The 22,896-nt window shown below is 71.3% G+C and carries 22 protein-coding genes; 10 read left to right on the plus strand and 12 right to left on the minus strand.

The window, feature by feature from the left end; all coding sequences use genetic code 11:
* Positions 1-34: 34 nt before the first annotated feature.
* Both ACLQ3B_RS26010 and ACLQ3B_RS26015 read right to left on the minus strand, forming a co-directional pair.
* On the minus strand, positions 35-1,774 hold the full coding sequence (locus ACLQ3B_RS26010) for a thiamine pyrophosphate-binding protein (RefSeq protein WP_425783316.1): 1,740 nt from the start codon (positions 1,772-1,774) through the stop codon (positions 35-37).
* Between the two features lie 7 nt (positions 1,775-1,781).
* Positions 1,782-2,906, minus strand: coding sequence for a Vms1/Ankzf1 family peptidyl-tRNA hydrolase (locus tag ACLQ3B_RS26015; protein WP_425783317.1), 1,125 nt, complete (start codon positions 2,904-2,906; stop codon positions 1,782-1,784).
* A 142-nt stretch (positions 2,907-3,048) separates the two neighbouring features.
* Here ACLQ3B_RS26015 and ACLQ3B_RS26020 point away from each other — a divergent pair, with 142 nt between their 5' ends.
* Positions 3,049-3,597, plus strand: coding sequence for a hypothetical protein (locus tag ACLQ3B_RS26020; protein WP_425783496.1), 549 nt, complete (start codon positions 3,049-3,051; stop codon positions 3,595-3,597).
* Between the two features lie 33 nt (positions 3,598-3,630).
* Here ACLQ3B_RS26020 and ACLQ3B_RS26025 read toward each other — a convergent pair whose 3' ends face one another.
* Positions 3,631-3,969, minus strand: coding sequence for a DUF3817 domain-containing protein (locus ACLQ3B_RS26025; RefSeq protein WP_425783497.1), 339 nt, complete (start codon positions 3,967-3,969; stop codon positions 3,631-3,633).
* A 153-nt stretch (positions 3,970-4,122) separates the two neighbouring features.
* Between ACLQ3B_RS26025 and ACLQ3B_RS26030 the strand changes: the two genes are divergently transcribed.
* A complete protein-coding gene (locus ACLQ3B_RS26030) occupies positions 4,123-5,601 on the plus strand; it encodes a glutamate--cysteine ligase (RefSeq protein ID WP_425783318.1) in 1,479 nt (492 codons plus the stop codon).
* A gap of 30 nt (positions 5,602-5,631) precedes the next feature.
* Here the strand turns inward: ACLQ3B_RS26030 and ACLQ3B_RS26035 are convergent, their stop codons facing one another.
* The 4 genes from ACLQ3B_RS26035 to ACLQ3B_RS26050 all read right to left on the minus strand — a co-directional run bounded on the left by ACLQ3B_RS26035 (position 5,632) and on the right by ACLQ3B_RS26050 (position 9,180).
* Positions 5,632-6,018 (minus strand): DUF2267 domain-containing protein, encoded by a 387-nt coding sequence (locus ACLQ3B_RS26035; RefSeq protein ID WP_425783319.1) that lies wholly within the window; start codon positions 6,016-6,018, stop codon positions 5,632-5,634.
* A gap of 149 nt (positions 6,019-6,167) precedes the next feature.
* Positions 6,168-6,743, minus strand: coding sequence for a GNAT family N-acetyltransferase (locus tag ACLQ3B_RS26040; RefSeq protein WP_425783320.1), 576 nt, complete (start codon positions 6,741-6,743; stop codon positions 6,168-6,170).
* A 284-nt stretch (positions 6,744-7,027) separates the two neighbouring features.
* A complete protein-coding gene (locus ACLQ3B_RS26045; protein ID WP_425783321.1) occupies positions 7,028-8,200 on the minus strand; it encodes a zinc-dependent alcohol dehydrogenase in 1,173 nt (390 codons plus the stop codon).
* 29 nt (positions 8,201-8,229) lie between these two features.
* A complete protein-coding gene (locus ACLQ3B_RS26050) occupies positions 8,230-9,180 on the minus strand; it encodes an SRPBCC family protein (protein WP_425783322.1) in 951 nt (316 codons plus the stop codon).
* Between the two features lie 241 nt (positions 9,181-9,421).
* Here ACLQ3B_RS26050 and ACLQ3B_RS26055 point away from each other — a divergent pair, with 241 nt between their 5' ends.
* From ACLQ3B_RS26055 to ACLQ3B_RS26075, 5 genes are all read left to right on the plus strand, one after another.
* Complete coding sequence (locus tag ACLQ3B_RS26055) at positions 9,422-10,432, plus strand: carboxypeptidase-like regulatory domain-containing protein (RefSeq protein WP_425783323.1); 1,011 nt, start codon at positions 9,422-9,424, stop codon at positions 10,430-10,432.
* Between the two features lie 71 nt (positions 10,433-10,503).
* Complete coding sequence (locus ACLQ3B_RS26060; RefSeq protein ID WP_425783324.1) at positions 10,504-11,016, plus strand: RNA polymerase sigma factor; 513 nt, start codon at positions 10,504-10,506, stop codon at positions 11,014-11,016.
* Positions 11,003-12,199, plus strand: a complete 1,197-nt coding sequence (locus ACLQ3B_RS26065; RefSeq protein ID WP_425783325.1) for a WD40/YVTN/BNR-like repeat-containing protein — start codon at positions 11,003-11,005, stop codon at positions 12,197-12,199. Before ACLQ3B_RS26060 ends, ACLQ3B_RS26065 begins: the two co-directional genes overlap by 14 nt.
* Positions 12,200-12,278: 79 nt before the next feature.
* Complete coding sequence (locus tag ACLQ3B_RS26070) at positions 12,279-12,641, plus strand: SCP2 sterol-binding domain-containing protein (RefSeq protein WP_425783326.1); 363 nt, start codon at positions 12,279-12,281, stop codon at positions 12,639-12,641.
* Between the two features lie 3 nt (positions 12,642-12,644).
* Positions 12,645-14,696 (plus strand): glycogen debranching N-terminal domain-containing protein, encoded by a 2,052-nt coding sequence (locus tag ACLQ3B_RS26075; RefSeq protein WP_425783327.1) that lies wholly within the window; start codon positions 12,645-12,647, stop codon positions 14,694-14,696.
* A gap of 8 nt (positions 14,697-14,704) precedes the next feature.
* Here the strand turns inward: ACLQ3B_RS26075 and ACLQ3B_RS26080 are convergent, their stop codons facing one another.
* Positions 14,705-15,241 carry a hypothetical protein gene (locus ACLQ3B_RS26080; protein WP_425783328.1) on the minus strand — a complete coding sequence of 179 codons (537 nt, stop codon included), beginning with the start codon at positions 15,239-15,241 and terminating at the stop codon, positions 14,705-14,707.
* 85 nt (positions 15,242-15,326) lie between these two features.
* Complete coding sequence (locus ACLQ3B_RS26085; RefSeq protein ID WP_425783329.1) at positions 15,327-16,280, minus strand: helix-turn-helix domain-containing protein; 954 nt, start codon at positions 16,278-16,280, stop codon at positions 15,327-15,329.
* 93 nt (positions 16,281-16,373) lie between these two features.
* Between ACLQ3B_RS26085 and ACLQ3B_RS26090 the strand changes: the two genes are divergently transcribed.
* Positions 16,374-17,387 carry a saccharopine dehydrogenase NADP-binding domain-containing protein gene (locus ACLQ3B_RS26090; RefSeq protein ID WP_425783330.1) on the plus strand — a complete coding sequence of 338 codons (1,014 nt, stop codon included), beginning with the start codon at positions 16,374-16,376 and terminating at the stop codon, positions 17,385-17,387.
* Positions 17,388-17,636: 249 nt separating this feature from the next.
* Positions 17,637-19,151 (plus strand): DUF1996 domain-containing protein, encoded by a 1,515-nt coding sequence (locus tag ACLQ3B_RS26095; RefSeq protein ID WP_425783331.1) that lies wholly within the window; start codon positions 17,637-17,639, stop codon positions 19,149-19,151.
* An 87-nt stretch (positions 19,152-19,238) separates the two neighbouring features.
* Here the strand turns inward: ACLQ3B_RS26095 and ACLQ3B_RS26100 are convergent, their stop codons facing one another.
* From ACLQ3B_RS26100 to ACLQ3B_RS26110, 3 genes are read right to left on the minus strand one after another with little or no spacing between them, the layout of a single operon-like run.
* Positions 19,239-19,745 (minus strand): hypothetical protein, encoded by a 507-nt coding sequence (locus ACLQ3B_RS26100; RefSeq protein WP_425783332.1) that lies wholly within the window; start codon positions 19,743-19,745, stop codon positions 19,239-19,241.
* A gap of 33 nt (positions 19,746-19,778) precedes the next feature.
* The gene (locus ACLQ3B_RS26105) at positions 19,779-20,834 is read right to left on the minus strand and encodes a HEAT repeat domain-containing protein (RefSeq protein WP_425783333.1); all 1,056 of its coding nucleotides are present in this window, start codon (positions 20,832-20,834) and stop codon (positions 19,779-19,781) included.
* A gap of 6 nt (positions 20,835-20,840) precedes the next feature.
* Entirely contained in the window at positions 20,841-21,509 is a 669-nt protein-coding gene (locus ACLQ3B_RS26110; protein WP_425783334.1) for a HEAT repeat domain-containing protein, read from the minus strand.
* Between the two features lie 228 nt (positions 21,510-21,737).
* Here ACLQ3B_RS26110 and ACLQ3B_RS26115 point away from each other — a divergent pair, with 228 nt between their 5' ends.
* Positions 21,738-22,448: a carbonic anhydrase gene (locus tag ACLQ3B_RS26115; RefSeq protein ID WP_425783335.1), complete on the plus strand. Its 711-nt coding sequence runs from the start codon at positions 21,738-21,740 to the stop codon at positions 22,446-22,448.
* The last annotated feature ends 448 nt before the right edge of the window (positions 22,449-22,896 follow it).

Genomic DNA, 22,896 nt, shown 5'->3' on the forward strand with positions numbered 1-22,896 from the left:
GTCGGGCCGCTACTGATGCCCTGGTCCGGGGTGGCTAAACGAGATCGTCGGCGTTCGCGGTGACCTCCACCTGCTCGCGGACCTTCCGGGCCGGAGCGCCCTCGGCGTACAGGCCCCGCAGGTCGGCGAAGGCGGGCTCCGGCGGCGCCAGCGACACCGCCGGGTCGACGACCGCCTCCAGTACGCAGGGGCGGTCCGCGGCGAGGGCCTCGTCCCAGGCCGCGCCGACCAACTCCGGGCGGTCCACCCGCACCCCGTGCAACCCCAGCAGTCGGGCCCACCCTGCGTAGGGCACGTCGGGGCGACGGTGGGTCGGGTCGGACGACGGTTCTCGCCCGCCGCCCATGCCGTTCTGGTCGCGGTTGTTGAGCACCAGCACCACCAGCCGCGGGTCGCGCCACCGCTGCCAGAGGTGCGACACGGTGATCAGTTCGGCGAGTCCGTTGAGCTGCATCGCCCCGTCACCGACAAGCGCGATCACCGGCTGGTCGGGGGCGGCGAGCTTGGCCGCCACCGCGTACGGCAGCGCGCAACCCATCGAGCCGAGGGTGCCGCACAGCTGCGCGTTGACCCCGGGTGGCAGCGTGAGGTGCCGGGCGTACCAGTAGAGGACCGAGCCGACGTCGACCGCGACCGCGCCGGTTGCGGGCATCCGAGCGGACAACTCCTGGAGGACGAGCTGCGGGTTGACCGGGTCCGCGGCGGCGCCGGCCCGTTCGGCGGCGACCTCCCGCCAGCGGTCCACCGAACTCTCCACGGTGGCGCGCCACTGCTGCTCGGGCCGACCGCGCATTCGGCTCAGCAGCGCCCGCAGCGTCTCGGCGGCGTCACCTACCAGCGGCACGTCGGCCGGGTAGCGGCTGCCGATCCGGCGGCCGTCGATGTCGATCTGCACCGTGCGCGCCTGCTCGGGCATCGGGAAGTAGTCGGTCCACGGGTCGTTGGTGCCGATCATCAGCAGCGTGTCGCAGCCACCCATCAGCTCGGCCGCCGCCGGGGTGCCGACCTCGCCGAGCACCCCGGTGTGAAACGGCAGCCGCTCGTCGAGCACCGGCTTGCCCAACAACGAGGTGGCCACCCCGGCGCCGAGCCGGTCGGCCATCTCGATGATCTCGGCGGCCGCGTCCCGACCGCCCTGGCCCACCAGGATCGCGATCCGCTGGCCGCCGCCGAGCAGCTGCGCGGCGGCGTCGAGATCCGCCTCGTGCGGCAGGACCCGGGCCAGCGGCTCGCCGGGGGTCGCCGTGATCACCCCGGCGCCGTACGTCTGCGGGTCGGGCACCAGCGCCTCCTGCAACTGGCGGGGAAGCACCACGCAGGTCGGGCTACGGGTCGCCGCCGCCGTGCGGAACGCCTGGTCCAGCAGCGCCCCCACCTCCTCGGGCCCACGGCCGTACCTGACGAACTGGTTGCACACGTCCCCGAAGAGCCGGCTCAGCCCGATCTCCTGGTGGGCGCCGCCCAGCGGCCCGGAGATGTCCTCCCCGACGATGGCCACCACCGGCTTGCTGTCCAGCTTGGCGTCGTAGAGGCCGTTGAGCAGCTGGACGGCGCTGGGCCCCTGGGTGGCGAGGCAGACCCCGATGCCACCGGTGAACTTGGCGTGCCCGGTGGCCATGAACGAGGCGGTTTCCTCGTGCCGGGCCGGAATGAACGCCGGCTCGCCGCCGGTGCGGTCCAACGCCTCGACCAGCGGGGCGATCGCCTCACCCGGGTACCCGAAGGCGCGGGGCACTCGCCAGGCCAGGAGCCGCTCCACCACGACGTCAGCCACCGTTCGGTCAACCATTGCCGCGCCCCGGTGTGCTGGGGTCGACGTAGCGCAGTACCGCGCCGACGCCGTCGGTCAGGTCGGGCGCCTCGTCGGCGCCGAGCACGGTGAGTGCCGCGTCGGTGCCGACGAGCGCCCGGACCAGCGCGGCGTCGGCGCGTACCCGTTGCGGGTCGGCCACCGACATGGCGGCCAGCTGCCCCGGGTCGACGGCGATCTCGGTGGGTTCCGCGCCGATCCACAGCTCACCGTTGGCCGACGGGTCGTCCACGATGAGCATCATGTCCACCTGGTTGCGTTGCAGGGCGGAGACGACCGCGGCGAGGCCGCCGCCCACGTCCTCCTGCACGCCGAACTTGTCCAACGCGGCGCTGATCCGCTGGTCGGCGATCTCCGCGATGGTCTGCACGGTGAGGTCGTCCAGCATCGTCTGGTCGGCGCCGCCGGCCCGCGACCCGGCGTCGGTACGGACCACCAGGTCCTGCCAGCGCTCCGGCATCTGGGCGGCGATCATTCCGGTGGCCCGGACGTCGCCGGCGACCACCACCACGTCCGCGCCGACCCGGTCGGCCAGTTGCACGGTCGCCGCGGTGACGTCGCCGGCGTTCTGGTGCCACGCCTCCATGGCCGCCCGCTGGTAGCGGGACTGGGACCAGCCGCCGGGCTTCGTCCGCCGCAGCGGGTACTCGTCCCGGCCGGCGACGTGGGCCCGCCGGGGCACCCCGCCGGCGCTGACCGCCATCGCGTCGGCACCGAGCCGGTCGGCGACCACTCGCACCCAGGCCACCTGCTCCCCACGCTGGGCGAGCAGCGGCATCACGTGCGGCAACGGCCCGACGTGGGCCAGGTCCCGCAGTGGTGGCGCGGACAGGTACTCGGAGAGCACCACCGTGCCGTGACTGGCGAAGACCGCCAGGCCGTAGTCCCCGACCATCGGGTCGTGACCTCGGACCACCCGGTCCAGCGCGGCGATGTTCGCCTCGTCCGCACCCTGTTCGGCCAGGCTGCGTTCCAGGGCGCGCCAGCGCAGGTCCAACGCGGGTTTGGCGTCCTCCGTGTCGGCGGAGGCGTCCAGATACACCGAGCACCACGGCCCGGGACGGTCGTAGAGCGGGCGCAGGAAGGACAGCTGCATGCTCGACCCCTTTCCAGCTCGGCCCCCCGCTTACCCGGGTCGCCGGGGATGTCACCTCGCAACCGTGAGCCCGTGACCAGGTTTCATTCACGTCGTTCAACCGGAGACGTCGATACGATCTGTGAACACACGCGGACTCTCGGTGGTGAAGATGGACAGCGGACTCGATACCCGACGGATCGTGCACCCGACGGAACGAATCGTCACCGGGCGGCTGATCCGCCTGCTCGACGGCTACACCCGCGAGGTACGCATCGGGCAGCCGGTGCTGGTGGCGGTGCTCGCCGCGGCGGCCTTCGCCCGGCTGCCCGCCCTGCTGCTGCGCTCGCTCTTCTCCTTCGGAGGGGGCGGCACCCGGCGTCGCTGGAAGGAGCTGAAGCAGGGCCCGGAATACCTGGTCACCCCGGTGCGGCTGCGCAACACCGCAGGCCAGCTCTGCGAGGTGGAGCTGCACGGTCACCTGCCGCAGAGCGCCCTGCACCCGGCGGATCAGGTGCAGCTCACCCTGCGCCCGCAACGCGACCCGGAGCTGCCGCCGCGGATCGAGCGGATCGTCAACCTCACGACCGGGCAGCTGCTGACCCCGCGTACCGCGACGCTCTGGTCGCATCTCGGGCCGCCGCTGCTGTTGCAGGCGTTCCTGGGGGCGCTGCTGCTGGCCGGCGTCGCGGCCTGCTCCGCGCTGACCTGATCGGTCCGCCGGGCTGGTGGGCCCCTCGGCGGGTCAGCCGACCGGGGCGGGCTCGCGGACCGGCTGCCGGTCGACGCCGAGCATTCCCCGGCGGCGGGCCCAGCGCTCGAAGGCGAGGGTGGCGAACGGCGGCACCGCGCTGGCCAGGGCCACCACCGTGGTCAGCAGGCCCCACCGGCGCAGCCGGGCCACGGCCAGCACCAGCAGGACGTACGCGATGAACAGGCCGCCGTGGATCGGGCCGAAGATCTTCACGCCCAACTCGTTGCCCGGCGGGCCGTACTTGACAAGCATGCCGACCAGCAGGGCCAGCCAGGAGCAGGCCTCGGCGATCGCCGCCGCGACGAACAGCCGGGTCACCTTCTCGCGCATCCGCACGCCACCACCTCTCGGGCCGCAATGCTATCGGTCTGCTCCGGCCGGGGTGGCGGGGCGGGCAGCTGGGTAGGAAAGGAGTATCGGGTCTTCCCCCGCCCGCCGATCACGTGCGAGGTTAGGGGGACCAGCGGTGACGGGGTGGTGACCATGGGCGAGGACGTCGGCGTGCGAACCTTCAGTCGAGAGGATCGGGCCCGCTATCGCGACAAGGTCCGCCGCTGCCTGGATGTCTTCGCCGAGATGCTGCGGGAGTCCCGCTTCGACGTCGACCGGCCGATGACCGGCGTGGAGATCGAGCTGAACCTGGTCGACGAGGCGTCGAACCCGGCGATGCGCAACGCCGACGTGTTGGCGGCCATCGCCGATGAGAGCTTCCAGACCGAGCTGGGTCAGTTCAATGTCGAGATCAACGTGCCGCCGCGTCGGCTGACCGGCAACGGCACCGCCGACTTCGAAGAGTACGTGCGGGCCAGCCTGAACGCCGCCGAGGTGAAGGCCCGGGCGATCGGCGCGCACATGGTCATGATCGGCATCCTGCCGACGCTGCGCCCCGAGCACCTGACCGCCGAGACGTTGTCGGCCAACCCCCGCTACAAGCTGCTCAACGAGCAGATCTTCGCGGCCCGCGGTGAGGATCTGCCGATCGCCATCAGCGGGGTGGAACGGCTGGCGGTCACCGCCGACACGATCACCCCGGAGGCGGCCTGCACCAGCACCCAGTTCCACCTCCAGGTCAGCCCCGCCCAGTTCGCCGACTACTGGAACGCCGCCCAGGCGGTCGCCGGCATCCAGGTCGCGGTCGGCGCGAACTCGCCGCTATTCTTCGGCCGGGAGCTGTGGCGGGAGACCCGCATTCCGCTGTTCCAGCAGGCCACCGACACCCGGTCGGAAGAGATCAAAGCCCAGGGGGTACGCCCCCGGGTCTGGTTCGGGGAACGGTGGATCACCAGCGTGTTCGATCTGTTCGAGGAGAACGTGCGCTATTTTCCGGCGCTGCTGCCGGTCTGCGACCCGGAGGACCCGGTGCAGGCCCTGGCGGCCGGCGAGGTGCCCAATCTGGCCGAGTTGCGCCTGCACAACGGCACCGTCTACCGGTGGAACCGCCCGGTGTACGACGTGTCGCGTGGTCGCCCGCACCTGCGGGTGGAAAATCGGGTGCTGCCGGCCGGCCCGACCGTGCTGGACACCATCGCCAACGGCGCCTTCTACTTCGGGTTGGTGCGCGCCCTCGCCGAATCGGACCGGCCACTGTGGTCGCAGATGTCGTTCAGCGCCGCCGAGGAGAACTTCACCAACTGCGCCCGGCACGGCATCGACGCGCAGGTCTTCTGGCCGGGTCTCGGCTACCTGCCCGTCACCGAGTTGGTGTTGCGCCGGTTGCTGCCGATGGCGCATCACGGCCTGGACCGGTGGGGGCTCGACCCCACCGAGCGGGACCGGCTGCTCGGCATCATCGAGCAGCGCTGCCTGACCAGCCGCAACGGCGCGACCTGGCAGGTGGAGACGCTGCACCGGTTGGAGTCGGCCGACCACCTGGACCGGCCCGAGGCGTTGCGTGAGGTGGTCCGGCACTACGTGGACCTGATGCACAGCAACCGCCCGGTGCACGAGTGGCCGATCCCGTGAGCGCCCCGGGTGTCCCGGTCGGCGCGGGGCTCAGCCTCGCGGGGTGGGCACACCGAAGAGATCGGTGATGCCGCCGGGAAGCTGGGCGAGCAGGTCGTTTCGGTCGTCGTCATCGAGGGCCTCGGCGACCGTACGCAACACCGCCTGGGCGTGTTGACGCACGTGGTCGGCGTTCGCGACCTGTTCACGGTCCCCGACGTTCTTCAGGAACTCGCCGACGTCCCACCGCCGGCCCTGCGGATTGCGGGTGACGGACCCGTTCAGCCGCTCCGGTAGCTGTGCCGCCAGGTTGTCGGCCTCCTGTCCGGCGAGCCGTTCGCCGAGCACCGACAGGACGGCCTGCACGGACCGCACGGCCTCGTTCTCACCGAGGCCCGCGCGCTGTCGTACCGTGGCGATCATCTGCTCGTACTCCATGAGCCGCTCCTTCGGTCTCGTCGGCCTGCCGTGCGGCCTGCCTGCGGACGAACGGGGCGAGTTCCCCGGGTCCCTGGCCGCAAACGGGTCGCGCGCGGGACCGGACGTCCCGCCATCGGGGGGCGGGGCCTCGCAAAAGTCCGCCCGCGCTAGCCGTTCGTCACCGGCTCCCAGGGGGACGGGTCGTCGCGCAACCGGCTGTACAGGTAGGCGTCGCGCCACTGGCCAGCCCGAAACTCGCTGGCCCGCACCACACCCTCGAGCTGGAAACCGGCCTTCTCGAGCGCGCGTTGCTCGGCGACGTTCTCCGGGTGCGTGCCGGCCTGGATGCGCTGGGCCGGGCTGTGGTGGAAGAGGTAGTCGCAGAGCAACGCCTGCGCGCGCCAGCCGATGCCCCTCCCCCGCCACGGCGGCAGCAGGACGATGCCGATCTCCCAGTACGATGCCCGCCCGGCGTAGCGCCCCGCGGTGTAGCTGACGATGCCAGCGGCGGCCCGTTCCTGTTCGACCTCGACGATGAGCCGCCCGTCGTCCTCGCCGAGGTAGCCGTCGACGGCGAACCGCCGCGCCGGCGCGCCGGCGTCCATGAAGCCGGCCCAGTCCAAACCGATCAGGCCCGGCTCGGTGCGTAACCGTCGGAACATCGCCAGGTCGGGCTCGGTAACCGGCCGCAGCCGGACGGTGAGGTCGGCCGAGGCCGGCACCGACGTGCCATCACTCTGCATGGCGACACGCTAGCTGCCGGACGGCGGGCGGCGCGGCCCCGCGTTTGTGCCGTCTGCGTGGAGGGCGACCTACGGTGGTGGCCGAGGTGGTGGTCGGGCCCTTTGGAGCTGAATCGCTGACGACATCACGCGCCCCGCGGAGCGTTACGGCAGCACGCATCCGGCCGCTCGACTCCCCGAAGGAGATTCCAGACCAGCCGGGGCTGATTCGTTTGCGACATCAGCTCCACAGGCAGCCCCACCCAGCACTCCCCCCCCCCCCCGCCGGCACACCGGCCGCCCGGTCACACCTTGAGCAGCACCTTCGTACAGTCGTCCTGCTTCTTCTGGAAGATCTTGTAACCCTTGGGGGCGTCGCGCAGCGGCATCCGGTGACTGACGATGAAGCTCGGGTCGATCTCGCCGCGCTGGATGCGCTCCAGCAGCGGTCGGGTGTAACGCTGGACGTGGCACTGGCCGGTCCGCATGATCAACGAGCGGTTCATGAACGCGCCCATCGGGAACTTGTCGACGAAGCCGCCGTACGCGCCGACGACCGAGACCACCCCTCCGGAGCGGCAGGCCAGGATCGCCTGCCGCAGCGCGAACGGCCGTTCCGTCTCGACCCGCGCGACCTGCTTGGCCCGGTCGTACGCGTACATGGCGGCGTTGCCGTGGTGACCCTCCAGGCCCACCGCGTCGATGCACGCGTCGGGGCCCCGGCCGGCGGTCATCTCGTTGAGCGTGTCCAGCACGTCGACGTCCTCGTAGTTGATCGTCTCGGCGTCGATGTGCTCCTCGGCCAGCCGCAGCCGGTACGGGAACCGGTCGATGACAATCACCCGCTCGGCGCCGAGCAGCCGGGCGCTGGCCGCGGCGAGCAACCCGACCGGCCCGGCGCCCCAGACCGCGATCACCTGCCCGGGCTTGATGTCGCACATCTCGGCGCCCATGTAGCCGGTGGGGAACACGTCGGCCAGCATGACCGCCTGGTCGTCGCTGATCTCGTCGGGCACCTTGACCGGGCCGACGTCGGCGAACGGCACCCGGGCGTACTCGGCCTGGCCGCCGGCGTAGCCGCCGAGCAGGTGGGAGTAGCCGAAGATGCCGGCCGGCGAGTGCCCCATGATCTTCTCGGCGATGCCGGCGTTCGGGTTGGAGTTCTCGCAGACCGAGTAGAGGCCACGTTGGCAGGAGGAGCAGTGCCCGCAGGCGATCGGGAAGGGCACCACCACCCGGTCGCCGGGGCTGAGGTTGCGGACCTGCGGGCCGACCTCCACGACCTCGCCCATGAACTCGTGGCCGAGGATGTCGCCCTTGCGCATGGCGGGAATGTAGCCGTGGTAGAGGTGCAGGTCGGAGCCGCAGATCGCGGTGGTGCTGATCCGGACGATCGCGTCCCGGGAATTCATGATCTTCGGGTCGGGAACGTCGACGACCTTGACGCTGTCGGCGCCCATCCAGGCGGTGGCCTTCATTCTCGGTCCCTTTCGGAGAGCTCGGACGGTCAGCGGCGGGACGGCGGCAGCGGCTGGGCGGGGCGCTGCATGGCCTGTTGGCGTACGGAGATGCCGTTGGGGCTGCCCTCCGAGCGGACGACCTCGCCGGTCTCCAGCACCTGCTTGAACCGGCGCAGGTCGTCACGGACCTGCTGCTCGGGTTCCTCGCCGAAGAGCTTCGCCACCGCTCGGCCGAGCGCGCCGGCCGGCGGCGCGTAGCGCAGTTCCACCCGCACCTCGGTCCCCCGGTCGCCGGGGGCGGGCACGAACCGGACCCGGCCGGCGTTGGGCACCCGGGTCCCCGGCAGCGAACGCCAGGTGATCGACTTGTTCGGCTGGTCGTCGATGATCTCGGCGTCCCACTCGACGCGGTGCCCGGCCGGACCACTGGCGATCCAGTGCGAGCGGCGCAGGTCGTCGGCGCGTACGGACTCCAGGTGCGCCATGAACCGGGGCAGGTTCTCGATGTCCCGCCAGAACCGGTACGCCTCGGCCGGCGAGCGGTTCACCGTCACCGCGATCTCCATCCGGATCACCCGGGCGCGGGCTCGTCGAGCCCGGCCGACGCGTACGGCGGCGAGCACGTCCACGGCGGTGATTCCGGCGATGGCGACTGTGGTCAGCGCGACCCGGCGGCGGCGTTCACCGTCGCGGTCGGCGAGGGCGCGCCCGAGCAGTGTGAGGTCCATGGCGTCGCCGGCGACCCGGCTCCAGACCCAGCCGGCCGGGCGGCGGCCGCTGAGCAGGCCGGCGGCGCTGCCCAGCTCGCGCAGGCCGATGGCCGGAAGCACGGACCGCGCGGCCGGGGCGTCGTCCATCCCCGTCATCCGGGCGATGGGTCCGGGCGCGACCAGTGCGCCCACTCCCAGGGCCAGGCTCAGCAGGCCGAGCGTGCTCGGCAGCGTCGCCGGCACCGGCCCGTCCAACTCCGGTAGGAGCACAGTGTCGACACGACTCATGTCCGGTCCCTTCCGGTGGACGTCGCCGCCGGTCCGCCGGCGGGGGCGGCGGTGCTTCCGCCCTCGTGACGCTATGTCGTACAGGTGCCGCATGCGCCGGGTTCGGGACAGAACGTCCGATGCGGCAGCGTGGGTGGGAACGCCCCGAGGCATCGGTCGACATCGTGACATGGACCGATTTGGATCGCTGGAGAACCGTTACCGTCGGCCCAACCCGCCGCGCCGCCGGAAGGACACCCCCATGGGCCGGGCTCTTCTGCGCTACCTCACCGCCACCGTCGCCGTCGCACTGCTCGTCGTGGAGGCCGCCGCGCCCGCCGACGCGCGTACCCCAGGGTCGACCGCGCCCGGCGGCGTCCGCACCGTGGTGCGCGACGCGGCGACCGGCGCGCCGGTCCCCCGGGCCTGCGCCGCGCTCGTCCCGGTCGACGCCGCGGCGTTGTCGGCGGTCGGCATCGGTGAGGACCAAGACGGGCGGTATGGGGGCTGCGCCGACGAGCAGGGCGTCCTGGTGACCGGGGACGTCGCCCCGGGGACGTACCGGCTGCTGGTGAGGCCCTACGACACGACGACGCACGGCTTGCAGTGGGTCGGCCGACACGGCGGCACCGGCGAACGCGAGCGGGCACAGGTGATTCGGGTGCGGCCCGGCGTGGTGACCAGCGCCCCGACCATCCGGCTCGACCCGCCGGGCACCGTCGTCGGGGTGGTGACCAACGCGGCGACGGGCGCGCCGATCCCCCGTGCGCGGGTCATGGTGGTGCCCTACGTGCCGCACCCGAAGTACGACGACCATGGCCCGACCACCGACGAGGAAGGCCGTTACACGATCACCGGCCTCGGCCCGTACCACTGGCCTGTGCAGTTCGCCGCCGATGGGCTGGCCACGGTGTGGTCCGGTGGGGTGGGCGGTCGGCAGCAGGCGCGGCCGGTGCGGGTCCGCGCCCAGCAGACGGCGACGCTGAATCAGGCGCTGCCCGCCGGGACGCCGCTCACCGGGGCGGTACGGGTCGACGAGCTGCTCACCTACGGCCAGGTGATCGCGTTCGACGCGACCACCGGGGAAATGGCCGGCGTGGCGGACGTGGGCAGCGGTTACGCCCTGCGCCTGCTCCCCGGGCAGCGGGTGAGGCTGCGCTGCGACTGCGCGTACACCCCGCCGGTCTGGCACCGCGACGCCGCCGGCTTCGACGCCGCGACTCCCGTGCGAGTCCGCCGGGCGCCTGTCGTGGTGGACTTCCACCTCGACTGACCCGGATTCTGGCCGTCCACCGGAACCTTCTTCCCGGCCCGTTGGTGGGGTTGGTGACGAAGGGGGTGACGGTGTCCGACGGCGATTTGATCTCCGAGCTCTACGCCGGCTGTTTCCGACGCCTGGTCGCTCAGCTGTACGCGGTGACGGGCGACCTGACCGAGGCGCAGGAGGCGGTCCAGGAGGCGTTCACCCGAGCGCTGATGGCACCGGGGCGGTTCGCCGGGCTGGAGAACCCGGAGGCCTGGTTGCGGCGGGTCGCGGTGAACTGGGCCCGCAGCCGGTTCCGCCGCCGTCGGGTGCTCGACGGGCTGCTGCGCCGGATCGGGCCGCCGCCGGCCGTCGCCGACCACTCCCCGGAGCACCTCGCCCTGCTCGCCGCGCTGCGCGTGCTGCCCGAGGGGCAGCGGCACGCGCTGGCCCTGCACTACCTCGTCGACCTGCCGGTGGACGAGGTCGCCGCGACGCTGGGCGTCTCGTCCGGGACGGTGAAGTCCCGGTTGTCGCGGGGCCGGGTCGCCCTGGCGGCACTGCTCGCCGACACCGACACTACAGAAACCGGGAGGATCGATGTCCGGTCGTGAGTTCTCCGGCTTCGACGTGGACACCGTCACCGAGGCCGTCTCGCAGCCGCCCCTCGACGCGCTGCGAACCACCGCCAGGTCCCGTCGGCACCGGTCGGTCGCGATGGTGACGACCGCGCTTGTCGCACTGGCCGGGCTGTCCGTCGTACCGCTGGTGGTCGAGCCGGACCGGGCCGCGCCGGCCGACCCGCCGGCACCGTCGGGTGCGCAGTTCAGCGAGTTCACGCTGACCGGGCCCGACTCCGGGGTCGACGTGCGGCAGGACGGCTGCGTTGTGCGCTTCTCGTACACCGGCGACGCCGGCCGCACCTGGTCGGACTGGGACGCGGCGCGCTTCGAGGGCGCCCGATGTGCGGCCGACACCGCCGCCGGGATGCCGAACAGCGGTTTGGGCTTCTCCGTGCTCGGTGAGCGGTCCTATCTGGTCACCAACGACGGGCTGGCCCACCTCTCCACCGACTACGGCCGCACCTGGCGGGACGCGGACTCCGCGATCGTCGCCGTTCCCACGTTCCCGGCGACGGCCCGACCGGTCCTGTGCGGGTTCGGCTGTGCGCCGGTGGTGGAGCCGCTCGCGGTGGACCCGTCGAGCGGAACGGTGTACCGCCTCACCGCCACGGCGCCCAGCCTGCTTCCGCTGTTCAGCCTCTATCCGGCGGCGGACGGCAGCATCTGGGCCACGTACCACGGCGGCCAGAAGTCGACACTCGCGCGCAGCGCCGACCGAGGCGCGACCTGGACGACCTGGGAGGTGGGCGACGACGCGAACGTGATGACGGCGGTGGGGCTCGACGACCGGGAGGGGTACGCGCTGACCCAATCATCGGGTGGCGAGGTGCGGCTGCTGCGGACCACCGACGGCGCGAAGACCTGGACGGACACCGGCGTCGACCTGCCGGATCAGCTGCACTACGACCTCACGGTGGGGTCGGACCGGTCCCTGCTGGCGATCACCGCCGGTGGGGGCACCGAAGCCGACCGCCGTGCGCGGCTGCTGGTCAGCCGGGACGACGGGCGCACCTTCACTGTCGCCCGGGAGTACGGCCGGCTCGTCGGCGCGGTCAGTGTCGCGCCCGGCTACGCCTGGCTCTTCGGGCGTGACGACGGGTCGACGGGCGAGCCGGACCACTTCCTCGTCACCACTGACGCGACCACCTGGACCCGCTTCTCGCTCTCACCCTGAACAAGGGCGCCGGCCGGCGTTAGAAGTGATCCGTACCGGGTAGCCGGCATCCGCTGATACCAGCGCCCGAGGAGGTGGGATGTCGGCGACCAGCGCCTTCTTCGAGCATTTGACGGTCGCCGGCCAGGATCCGCGGTTCAGCAAGGTCTGCGGGAGCGTGCGATTCGACATCCGCGACGACGGCCACCTGGAGCAGTGGCTGCTGGACATCGACCATGGCCGGATGCGGGTGACCAGAAGCGGTGGTCCCGCCACCACTGTGATCCAGGTGTCCGCGCAGGTCGCGGAGGCGATGGCGCGGGGCGAGGTGAACGGGCTGGCGGCGATCACCCGGGGCGAGATCATGGTCGACGGCGACCTCGCCCTGGCGTTGCGCATCGGGCGGCTGTTTCCCCGAGAGCCCGGGGCGCTCCAGCGCGACGATCCCGACAGTGGGACGTGACCGATGAGGGACATCGCGGGCACCGTGGCGTGCATCGACGGGAACACCTTCATGGTGTCCGACGCCAGCGGCGACGTGGAGTCGTCCCCGAGCACCCCGGTCGGCCTCTTCGCCGCCGACACGCGCTTCCTGTCCCGCTGGAGGCTCACCGTCAACGGCGAGTGCATGACCGCGCTGTCGGTGGATGACAGCCAGTACTTCGAGGTCACGTTCTTCGTGGTGCCGGGCGGGGCGGTGGACTACGTGGAGGCCGACGTGTCGGCCATTCGGCGCCGGCGCATCGGCCCGGACCTCACCGAATCGCTCACGATCTTCAATTACGGCGAGCGGGACATGACGCTCGACGTGCGCCTGGAGGTGGCAGCCGACTTCGCCGACATCTTCGAGATCAAGTTCGACATCGGCGACAAGACCGGCGCCCACTACACCCACGTCGGCTCGGACGAGTTGCGCCTGGGCTACCGGCGCGGCACGTACCGACGTGAGGTTGTCGTGTCCGCGAGTGAGCCCGCCGAGTTCGACCCCGGCGGCCTACGGTTCGCGGTCCGGCTGCGCCCCGGGCAGCAGTGGTCGACCCGGTTGCAGGCCACCATGCTGGCGCTGCGTCCGGACGGCGTCGACCTGCGCTCCGCCCTGCGGGCCCAACGGCCGAACGACTCCACCCTGCCCACCAGCGTGCAGGCCTGGGTCGCGGCGGCCCCGACCCTGGACACCGACAGCGTCGGCCTGCAACAGGTCTACCAGCGCAGCCTGGTGGACCTGGCGGCGCTGCGCTTCGCACCGCTCTCGCTGGGCGGCGCGAGCGTGCCCGCGGCCGGGTTGCCCTGGTTCATGACCCTGTTCGGGCGCGACAGCCTGTTGACCTGCTTGCAGACCCTGCCCGTCACCCCGTCGCTGACCCCACCCACGCTGCGGATCCTCGCGTCGTTGCAGGGCGCCCGGACCGACGACGTGCTGGAGGAGGACCCGGGCCGGATCCTGCACGAGCTGCGCTACGGGGAGTCGGCCGCGTTCGAGGAGCAGCCACACTCCCCCTACTACGGCACCGTGGACGCCTCGCCGCTGTTCGTGGTGCTGCTCGACGAGTACGAGCGGTGGAGCGGCGACACCGCGCTGGTGATGGAGTTGGAGCAAGAGGCCCGCGCGGCCCTGGCCTGGATCGACGAGTACGCGGACCTGACCTCCACCGGTTACGTCTGGTACCAGCGACGCAACCGCGCCACCGGCCTGGACAACCAGTGCTGGAAGGACTCCTGGGACAGCATCTCCTACGCCGACGGCCGGCTGCCGGGCTTCCCCAGGGCCACCTGCGAAACCCAGGGGTACGCCTACGACGCGAAGATCCGCGGAGCACGGCTGGCCCGCACCGTCTGGGGTGATCCCGCCTACGCCGAGCGGCTGGAGCGCGAGGCGGCGGCCCTGTACGACAGGTTCAATCGGGACTTCTGGCTTGCGGACCGCGGCTTCTACGCCCTCGCGCTCGACCACGACGGCACTCCCGTGGACAGCCTGTCGTCAAACATCGGGCACCTGCTGTGGAGCGGCATCGTGCCACCGGAGCGGGCTCCCCAGGTGGTCGAGCACCTGATGGGCCCGGCGCTCTTCTCCGGTTGGGGCGTGCGGACCTTCGCCGAGGGGCAGCGCCGCTACAACCCGCTCGGCTACCACAACGGCACGGTCTGGCCGTTCGACAACTCGTTCATCGCCTGGGGTCTGCGCCGTTACGGGTACAGCAATGAGGCGGCCCGCATCGCCGAGGGCATCCTCTCCGCCGCCACCTACTTCGAGGGTCGGCTACCCGAGGCGTTCGGTGGGTTCGACCGCGAGACCACCCGGTTTCCGATCCGGTACCCGACCGCCGGCAGTCCGCAGGCGTGGTCCAGTGGAGCCTGCATGCTGCTGATCCGCACCATGCTCGGCATCAACCCGCACGACGACCACCTGGCGGTGGACCCGGCGCTACCCGCCACCTTCGGACAGATCGCGCTCCTGGACGTCCCCGGCCGTTGGGGCGAGCGCGACGCGTTCGCCCGGCAACGCCCCGACCAGCGCTAGCGGGACGCTCAACTGACGGTGAAACCGCCGCGGGTTCGCGTCTCCCGCAGCCAGTCGAGCCACGTCACCCACAGCTCGTCGGTCTCCCACTCGGCGCGCAGGCTCGTCGGCAACGCCTCGTAGAGAATCAACGCCTGCTCGATCTCGGTCTGGCCCACCACCCAGGGGCCGTTGCTCGTCAGCTTGAACTCGGGGATCCCCACCTTGCCGGGGCTGGTCTGCGCGGATGCCGCCCGTTCGGCCTCCTTGTAGGCGTCGCGTCGGCGCTGATCGTCGCGCCAGTCGTCGAGGCTGTCGAACGGCCAGTCCGGAAAGGGCTGCGGCGTTGCCTGGTAGGTCATGCCGGCCCACCGCATGCGTTCCCGACAGAACCTTATGCCGGCGATGTTCAGGTCGAACTGATAGGCGGCGGCGAGCGACGAGTACTCGTCGTAGCACTGTGGCCAGTTGCCACACGACCCGTTCAAATCCATGCACGCTTCGGCGTGGGCGCGCGCGGTCGCGGCGGGTTCGGGCAGATCAACGTGTTCGAAGCTGTAGCCCATCGGACCCCCCGACCGCCGGCAGAGCAGGAGTTCGGCATTCTGCCCGACGCCGACGAGCGACGCCCGCCGCGCGTACGGTCGGGGCTCAACCCACGGCAGGCCCGGTGGCCCGGAAGGTTCGCCGGTACGCGTCCGGGGGCACGCCGACGGTGCGGTGGAAGTGTCGACGCAGCGTGGTGGCGGTGCCCATGCCGGCCGCCTCGGCGATGGCGTCGATGCTGTCGTCGGTGTTCTCCAACAACTCCTGGGCACGGCGGACGCGCTGCGTCGACAGCCACAGCAGTGGGGTGGTGCCGGTGGCCGACCGGAAGTGGCGGGCCAGGTTGCGGGAGCTCATGTTCGCCTGCCGGGCCAGATCCTCGACGGTCAGCGGCCGGTCCAGGCGAGCCAGCGCCCACGGGAACAGGGTGGCGAGCGGGTGGTCGTCGCGGGCGGGCACCGGGGTGGTGACGTACTGGGCCTGACCGCCGGCGCGGTGCGGTGGCACGACCAGGCGGCGGGCGACGGCGTTGGCGACCGTCGAGCCGTGGTCGCGGCGGATCAGGTGCAGGCACAGGTCGATCGCGGCGGCCTTGCCGGCGGAGGCGAGCACGGTGCCGTTGTCGACGTAGAGCACGTCCGGGTCGACCCGTACCCGGGGATAGCGGGCAGCCAGCACCTCGGTGTGGGCCCAGTGCGTGGTGGCCCGCAGCCCGTCGAGCACACCGGCGGCGGCCAGCACGAACGCGCCGGTGCACAGCGAGACCATCCGGGCACCCGCGCGGTGGGCCGCGCGGACGGCGTCGAGCAGGTCGGGGGGTACGTCCACGTCGACGTCCTCGATCGACGGGATGATCACGGTGTCGGCGTGGGAGAGACGGTCCAGCCCGTCGTCGGGCTCGACCAGGAATCGGCCGACCCGGACCGGGCCGGGGCCGCAGACCACCGCGTCGTACCAGGGGTTCGCCAGGCCGGAGGGGTCGTGGGCGAAGACCTCGCAGGCCAGGGCCAGCTCGAAGTGCAACATCCCGTCGGTGGCGGCGATCGCGACAAGGGCCATGTCCGAAACTGTACGGGGGTTGGCGTTCCCGACACTGGTCGGTTGCCGGCCACTGCTGGAGGCTGGTCTCAGTCGATCTTCGAGGGGGCAGCGATGGGGCACAGCGTGGCGGTGTTCGGGGCGTACGGGCACACCGGACGGTTCGTGGTGACGGAGTTGCGCGAGCGCGGGTTCGATGCGCTGCCGGTGGGCCGCGACGCGCACCGGCTGGCGGCGTTCGATTCCGCCTACCGGGTGGCGTCGGCGCACGATCCGGCCGCACTCGACGCGGCGTTGAGCGGCGTGGACGCGGTCATCAACTGCGCCGGCCCGTTCGCGTCGACCGCCGCCGGTGTGATCGAGGCCGCGCTGCGCGCCGGCATCCCGTACGTGGACGTGGCGGCCGAGATCGAGGCCAACGTCGACACGTTCACGCACTTCAGCGAACGCGCCCGGGCGGCCGGTGTCGCGGTGGTCCCGGCGATGGCCTTCTTCGGTGGGCTCGGCGACCTGCTCGCGACGACGGCGATGGGCGACTGGACGTCGGCCGACGAGGCGCACGTCGCGTACGGACTCAGCAGCTGGCACCCGACGGCCGGGACGGTCGCCGCGGGCATCGTCTCCCGCGAGCGCCGCGCCGGCCGTCGGGTCCGCTACACCGGCGGCCGGTTGGAGTACCACGCCGGTGAGCGGGACCTGCCGAGGATGGACTGGGACTTCCCCGCGCCGCTGGGCCGGCGCAGCGTCCTCGCTGAGTTCACCATGGCGGACGTCGTCACCATCCCCCGCCACCTGGCCATCCCCGAGGTTCGCACGTACATGAGCGCCGACGCCGCCACGGATCTCGTCGCCGGGAACGCTCCGGTCGCGGTCGACGAGCAGGGTCGGTCGGCGCAGACGTTCACTGTCGACGTTCTCGTGCGTCGCGGCGACACGCACCGCCGTGTCGTGGCCAGTGGCAGCGACATCTACGCCGTCAGCGCGCCCCTGGCCGTGGAGGCGGTCCGGCGCATCCTCAGTGGTCAAACGAGGACGAGTGGCGTGGCCCCCGCCGGCGAGATGTTCGACGCGCCCGACTTCCTGCGCGCGCTGTCGCCGGTCATCTCCGTCGAAACGGTCCGGGCCTGAGGCCGAGAATTCGACCACAACTCGTTACTCGAAATTCGTAATCATCGGACCAAAAGCGGGCGACGGGACTTAAAGCAAAATTAAGACTGGACGAGCGAAAAATTGTCATCCCGAACGGCCGCGCCGGCTGCCAGGACACTTGCCGGCCGGCCTCCTTAATTCTTTCCCCGCGAGTTGATGCAGCCCCATGACGTGCACATACTCCTTCCGACAGGAGCTTTGTCGTCGACTCGAAGGAAACCACTGGTAATGCGGACTCCCCCCGCGCATGTCGCACCCCCGGACCGGGCGCGAAAGCGTCGTCGCCTCACTCGCATCACGCTCGCCTCCGCGGTCGTCGCCGCGCTGGCCGGCAGTGGCATCTACATCGCCGGCGCGCAGGCCGAAGAGGTCGCCGTGCCGAGCCGGGTGCAGGCAGAGGCCTTCGCCGCGCAGTCCGGGGCGCAGACCGAGGGCACCGGCGACGCCGACGGCGGCCGGAACGTCGGCTGGCTGGCCAGCGGCGACTGGCTGCGCTACGACGGGGTGTCGATAACGGGCGTCGACCTGACGGCCCGGGTCGCCTCGCACAACGCCGCCGGCGGAACGGTCGAGCTGCGCCTCGGCACGCAGAACGGGCAACTGCTGGCCAGCTTCCCGATCGCCCAGACCGGCGGCTGGCAGCAGTGGAAGACCGTCACCGCGAAGGCGTCGGCCGTGCCGGCGGGCACGCAGACCGTCTTCGCCGTCCTGAAGAGCACCTCCACGTCGGACTTCGTGAACCTGAACTGGTTCACGTTCGGCCCCGCGACGGGCACGTCGCCGAGCGGGTCGGCCACGCCGAGCACGTCGACGGCGCCTTCGGCCACGCCGACTTCCACGGCGTCCGCGTCCACGTCCCCGTCGACGTCCGTTCCGCCGAGCACGCCGGCCGGCGGCTGGGTGCCGGTCGACCAGGCCAAGTGGAGCAGGGAACTGGCCGCCTTCAACGCCATCAAGCCGAAGGCGGTGCCGCCAGGCACCACCCGGGTTCCCGAGTTCCACACCGACTGCGGCGTCGCGAACTCGGCCCCGGACGACCCGATCGTCCTGCCCGGTCTCTCGGGCGCCTCACACATGCACACCTTCTTCGGCCCGAAGATCGACGCCTTCACCACGACGGACAAGCTGTTCGCCGCGGCGAACACCTGCAACGCGCCCGGGGACAAGAGCGCCTACTGGACCCCGGAGCTGCGCAAGGACGGCAAGGCCGTGCCGATCAAGAGCATGCGCATCTACTACGGCTCGCGGGTCAAGGACCCGTCGACTGTCAAGCCCTTCCCGCCGGGCCTGATGGTGGTCGAGGGCGACGCCAAGCGGCAGGTGGACACTCCGAAGAACGCCGGTAGCAACCAGTTCTGGTGCGCGGGCAGCGCCGAGGTCGGCCGCAGCGCCGACGGCAACTGGCCGAAGTGCGCCCCCGGCGGCAACCTGATCTTCCAGCTCGTGTTCAAGGACTGCTGGGACGGCAAGAACATCGACTCACCTGATCACAGGTCGCACATGGGCGACCCGGTGAACGGTGTCTGCACCGGCAAGTACCCGGTGGCCGTACCGGATCTCTCCTTCATGGTCAACTACGAGTCGCTGGGCGGTGACGGCCTCAGCCTCTCCTCCGGCAAGCCGTCATCCATGCACGGCGACTTCATGAACGCCTGGGAGCCGGAGCGTCTCGGCAACCTGGTGAAGTCCTGCCTCAACCAGAACGCCAAGTGCGGCGTCGACACGACCTTCGCCGGCGGCTGACCCCCGCCTCCGTTCGCGACGGACAGCCCCCACGCTCAGGCGTGGGGGCCGTCCGTCAGCACACCCGACCCGATCGGGCCGCGATGGTCAGAGAACCATGCTGATCCCGTGGGCCTTGCACGCGGTGCTGACGTCCTTGCCGGCCTTCTCGAAGGCCGGGTTCTCGGCGGCGGTCCCCGGGTCGGCCGCGGCCGCGGCCTTGGCCGCCTCGGCGCCGAACGTCCGCACAGCGTCGGCCAGCTTGCCGTCGCCGGTCGACGCGATCGCGGTGATCTTCTGCTCCAGCCCAGTCAGGAGCTTCTTGAAGTCCGCCGCCGACGCATCTCCGGTCGTGACGACCTTCACCATCTCGGCCCTCATCTCGTCGTTGGCCTTCTTCACCGCCTCGCAGAGCTGCTTGTCGCTCGCGGCGCCCGCCGCAGGTGACGAGGTCGGCGTGGCGGCAGCGGAGGTGGCCGCCACGGACGGGGCTGCGGAGGTGGGAGCGGGCGTGGCGGATCCGGCGGTCGTCGCCTTGTCACCGTCGCCGCAGGCGGCGAGGGCTGTCGTAACGGCAAGGATCAACAAGGCGGAGGCAATACGGGAAGATTTCACGGACGCGGACGATAGCCGATGCCCACACGATGATCAATTCGCCCGGCGCGCATCGCCCACCCTGGACGGCTCCACAGTGTTCGGTCGTGGTGAAGCCGCGTCACGGAGCGCGAGGATTGCGGTCGCCGTCAGTGCGACGGTGCGGTCCTCGTCGTGCGACAGGTCCGTGAGGGCTCGTACGGCGGTGCTTCCCGGGATGTCCGCCAACGCCTCGGTCAGCCGTCGCCGTGCGGACGGTGCGCCCTGTCCGAGGCGAGCAACGAGCCGGGTCGCGATCTGGTCTGACAGCGCGGGATCGGCCGCCAGCACGCTCAACGCGTCGGCGGCGTCGACGCCCTTGGTCTGATCGACGACGATGTCGATCAACGCTGGAAGCGCGTCCGCCACTCCGCGTGCCCCGAGCGCCAGAGCCGAGTACCCGCGGACCACGATGTCGGGGTGCGCGAGGGCGTCCCGCAACACGTCGGTCGCCGCAGCGTCCGGGATCTCGGCGACGGACTGGACGGCACGCTTGCGCACCTCGGCTTCTGGTGAGCCGAGGCCCTCGGCCAGCAGCGCCACCGCGCTGTCACCCGATCGCGCCAGGGCCCAGCGCAAGGCGCCGGCAACGTTCGGATCCGACTCACCCAGAACCGCCTCGACAAGCGCCTCCACCGGCAGCGGACCGTCACCGACCGAGGACAGGGCGGCGCGTTGGCGGGTGCCCGCGCTCTCCGACCCCAGTGCCCGCAGGAGCGTGACGGCCCGAAGGACCTCCTCCCAGTCGGCGGGGTCCGCGGCACCGATCCGACGAAGTCGGGTGAGCAGCTCCGTCTCGTCAGCGATGCGGAGTCGCGTCCGCCGAATGAGGTCGTTGACGAGTTCGGCAGGTGCGAAGTCGGGATCGTCGAGCGCGCGACGGACGTCGCGTAGCGACAGGCCCAACGACCGCAGGCTCTCGACGTGGAAGATCAGCCGGATGTCCTCGCTGGTGTACTCGCGATAGCCGGAACCGGTGCGACCAGTGGGCCGGACCAGCCCGAGCGCGTCGTAATGCCTGAGCATGCGGGCGCTGACCCCGGACCGTCGCGCCACCTCACCGATCAACACCTGGCGTCATCCCTTCTCGTGCGTCGGACCAAGGGCGACCACCCGCTTCGCCGCCTCGATCGCGAACTCGAAGCCGGCATCCGGGTCCTGCATCAGCCGTTCCGTGGCGACCGCGTGGGCGCGTACGCGCGGGTCGAGATCCGCCGTCGCGGCGTGCAGAATCGGCATGACCACCTCGCCGAGCGCGATCAGGGCCCGGCTGAGGCTCAACTGCATCTCACGCCCGCCCCGCCCGAACTGCGTCGACAACACCATGGCCAACGCGGGCTCGCCACCGGAGGGTACGAGCACGACCGCCGCTCGCCAGGCGCTGCGCGCCACCTCGTCCTCGGCGTCGGTCAGCAGCCCCCGGGTGATCGCCGGCCAGGCTCGCCGGTCCCCGATCTTGGACAGTGTGTGCAACGCCTGACTTCGGGCCTGCGCGCGCTCCGAGCTGAGCTCATCGGTGAGCTTCGCAACGGTCAGGTCCGGTGGGTGGCGCAGGAGTGCCCAGGTGAGCATCTCGCGTACGGAGAACTCGGGCTCGACCGCGCATCGCTCGATGAGCGTGTCGATGAGCTGCGGGTCAGGAGTCGTGCCGACCGCCAGTGCCGCGCGCAGCCGCACCGACGGGTCGCTGTTTTCCAGCCCGCGGAGAACCCTCATCGCGTTCGTGTCCTGTTTCGGCGTGGTCATCGGAATCACCCCTTCCACCGCAGTGAAGACCTTGTCACTGTGTCAAGGTCAACCCGTCCTCGCTGCTGCTCACGGCGCAGTCAGCCGCACGCCGCTCAGGATCGTCGCCCGCTCATCGCGGTCGGTGGCGCCGGGTCTCTGTGAGCTTCATCTACTGGCCACCGGGCGGCACCAACCTATGTGGACGGCGGGCTGGTAGGAAGAGGCGAGTTGCCTCACTTCAGGGAGATGATCGTGGCACGTTTCCACCTGTCCCGCCGTTCGCTGCTGACCGCCGGTGGCGCCGTCGCGCTCGGCGCGGCCGCAGCCAGCCCGTCCGCGGCCGCCGCCGCACCAGCCGACAACCCGGTCGACACGCCGACGGAGGCGCTGCGCCGGCTGCAGGCCGGCAACCGGCGGTTCACCTCCGGCCACGGCCGGCACCCGCACCAGGGCCTGACCGACCTGCACCGGCTCGCCGCCGGCCAGCACCCGTTCGCCATCACCGTCGGCTGCGCGGACTCCCGGGTCGCTCCTGAGGTGCTCTTCGACCAGGGGCTGGGCGACCTGTTCGACAACCGGGTGGCCGGAAACATCGTCGACGACCTGCTGCTCGGCAGCGTCGAGTTCGCCGTGGAGGAGTTCGGCAGCCTGCTGATCGTCGTCCTCGGCCACGAACGCTGCGGCGCGATCACCGCCACCATCGACGCCATCCACACCGGCGGGACGGCGCCCGGGCACATCGGCGCCATCGTGGACGCCCTGCGCCCGATCGTCGAGCCGGTGCTGGACCAGCCCGGCGACCCGGTGGAGAACGGGGTGCGCGCCAACATCGCCGCCCAGGTGCGGGCGCTCAGCGCACGCAGCACGATCATCGCCGAGAAGGTGCACGAGGGCGCGCTGCGCGTGGTGGGCGCCCGCTACGACCTGGACAACGGGCGGGTCGAGCTGGTGGCCTGACCGCGGTCTCCCCCGGCCGCCCCTCGTCTGGTGGCCGGGGCGACCGGGTCAGTGCAGAGGCTGACGAGCTACCCAGAGGCTACCGTCGCGTCGGCGATGCCCACCGGACCATCGACGCCGACTACGGAACCGTCCTGTAATTGCTCGCGCGTACTCCGACCGGCGTCAGAGACAGCTCGACGAATGCGCCAACGACGCCCCCGAACTGCAGCATTGAAGAAGCCCCTCGCGCTCACGTCAGCGCACAGAGAAAATTGTTTCTGACCGTTCAGGGCAGCCCTGCGCCGCATTGGCGCCGGACGAGACAGGTGACCCGAGTCGACGTACGATGCCCCTATGGGACTGGCTGGAGCGTCAATCGTGCTGGCAGTGGCCGCCGTGGTGGCGGTGTCGATGGCCCTGGCCGGGGCTGTGACCCGGCACCGGAGCCGACGCCGCTGAGATACCC

This window comes from Micromonospora sp. DT53 (assembly GCF_049841535.1).
Classification (GTDB): Bacteria; Actinomycetota; Actinomycetes; order Mycobacteriales; family Micromonosporaceae; genus Micromonospora.

Coding starts and splice junctions, on each gene's coding strand:
- ACLQ3B_RS26015 (WP_425783317.1), bottom strand. CDS start 2,906: ATGCAGCTGTCCTTCCTGCGCCCGCTCTACGACCGTCCCGGGCCGTGG.
- ACLQ3B_RS26025 (WP_425783497.1), bottom strand. CDS start 3,969: ATGCGCGAGAAGGTGACCCGGCTGTTCGTCGCGGCGGCGATCGCCGAG.
- ACLQ3B_RS26030 (WP_425783318.1), top strand. CDS start 4,123: ATGGGCGAGGACGTCGGCGTGCGAACCTTCAGTCGAGAGGATCGGGCC.
- ACLQ3B_RS26035 (WP_425783319.1), bottom strand. CDS start 6,018: ATGGAGTACGAGCAGATGATCGCCACGGTACGACAGCGCGCGGGCCTC.
- ACLQ3B_RS26040 (WP_425783320.1), bottom strand. CDS start 6,743: ATGCAGAGTGATGGCACGTCGGTGCCGGCCTCGGCCGACCTCACCGTC.
- ACLQ3B_RS26045 (WP_425783321.1), bottom strand. CDS start 8,200: ATGAAGGCCACCGCCTGGATGGGCGCCGACAGCGTCAAGGTCGTCGAC.
- ACLQ3B_RS26050 (WP_425783322.1), bottom strand. CDS start 9,180: ATGAGTCGTGTCGACACTGTGCTCCTACCGGAGTTGGACGGGCCGGTG.
- ACLQ3B_RS26055 (WP_425783323.1), top strand. CDS start 9,422: ATGGGCCGGGCTCTTCTGCGCTACCTCACCGCCACCGTCGCCGTCGCA.
- ACLQ3B_RS26065 (WP_425783325.1), top strand. CDS start 11,003: ATGTCCGGTCGTGAGTTCTCCGGCTTCGACGTGGACACCGTCACCGAG.
- ACLQ3B_RS26070 (WP_425783326.1), top strand. CDS start 12,279: ATGTCGGCGACCAGCGCCTTCTTCGAGCATTTGACGGTCGCCGGCCAG.
- ACLQ3B_RS26075 (WP_425783327.1), top strand. CDS start 12,645: ATGAGGGACATCGCGGGCACCGTGGCGTGCATCGACGGGAACACCTTC.
- ACLQ3B_RS26080 (WP_425783328.1), bottom strand. CDS start 15,241: ATGGGCTACAGCTTCGAACACGTTGATCTGCCCGAACCCGCCGCGACC.
- ACLQ3B_RS26085 (WP_425783329.1), bottom strand. CDS start 16,280: ATGGCCCTTGTCGCGATCGCCGCCACCGACGGGATGTTGCACTTCGAG.
- ACLQ3B_RS26090 (WP_425783330.1), top strand. CDS start 16,374: ATGGGGCACAGCGTGGCGGTGTTCGGGGCGTACGGGCACACCGGACGG.
- ACLQ3B_RS26095 (WP_425783331.1), top strand. CDS start 17,637: ATGCGGACTCCCCCCGCGCATGTCGCACCCCCGGACCGGGCGCGAAAG.
- ACLQ3B_RS26110 (WP_425783334.1), bottom strand. CDS start 21,509: ATGACCACGCCGAAACAGGACACGAACGCGATGAGGGTTCTCCGCGGG.
- ACLQ3B_RS26115 (WP_425783335.1), top strand. CDS start 21,738: ATGATCGTGGCACGTTTCCACCTGTCCCGCCGTTCGCTGCTGACCGCC.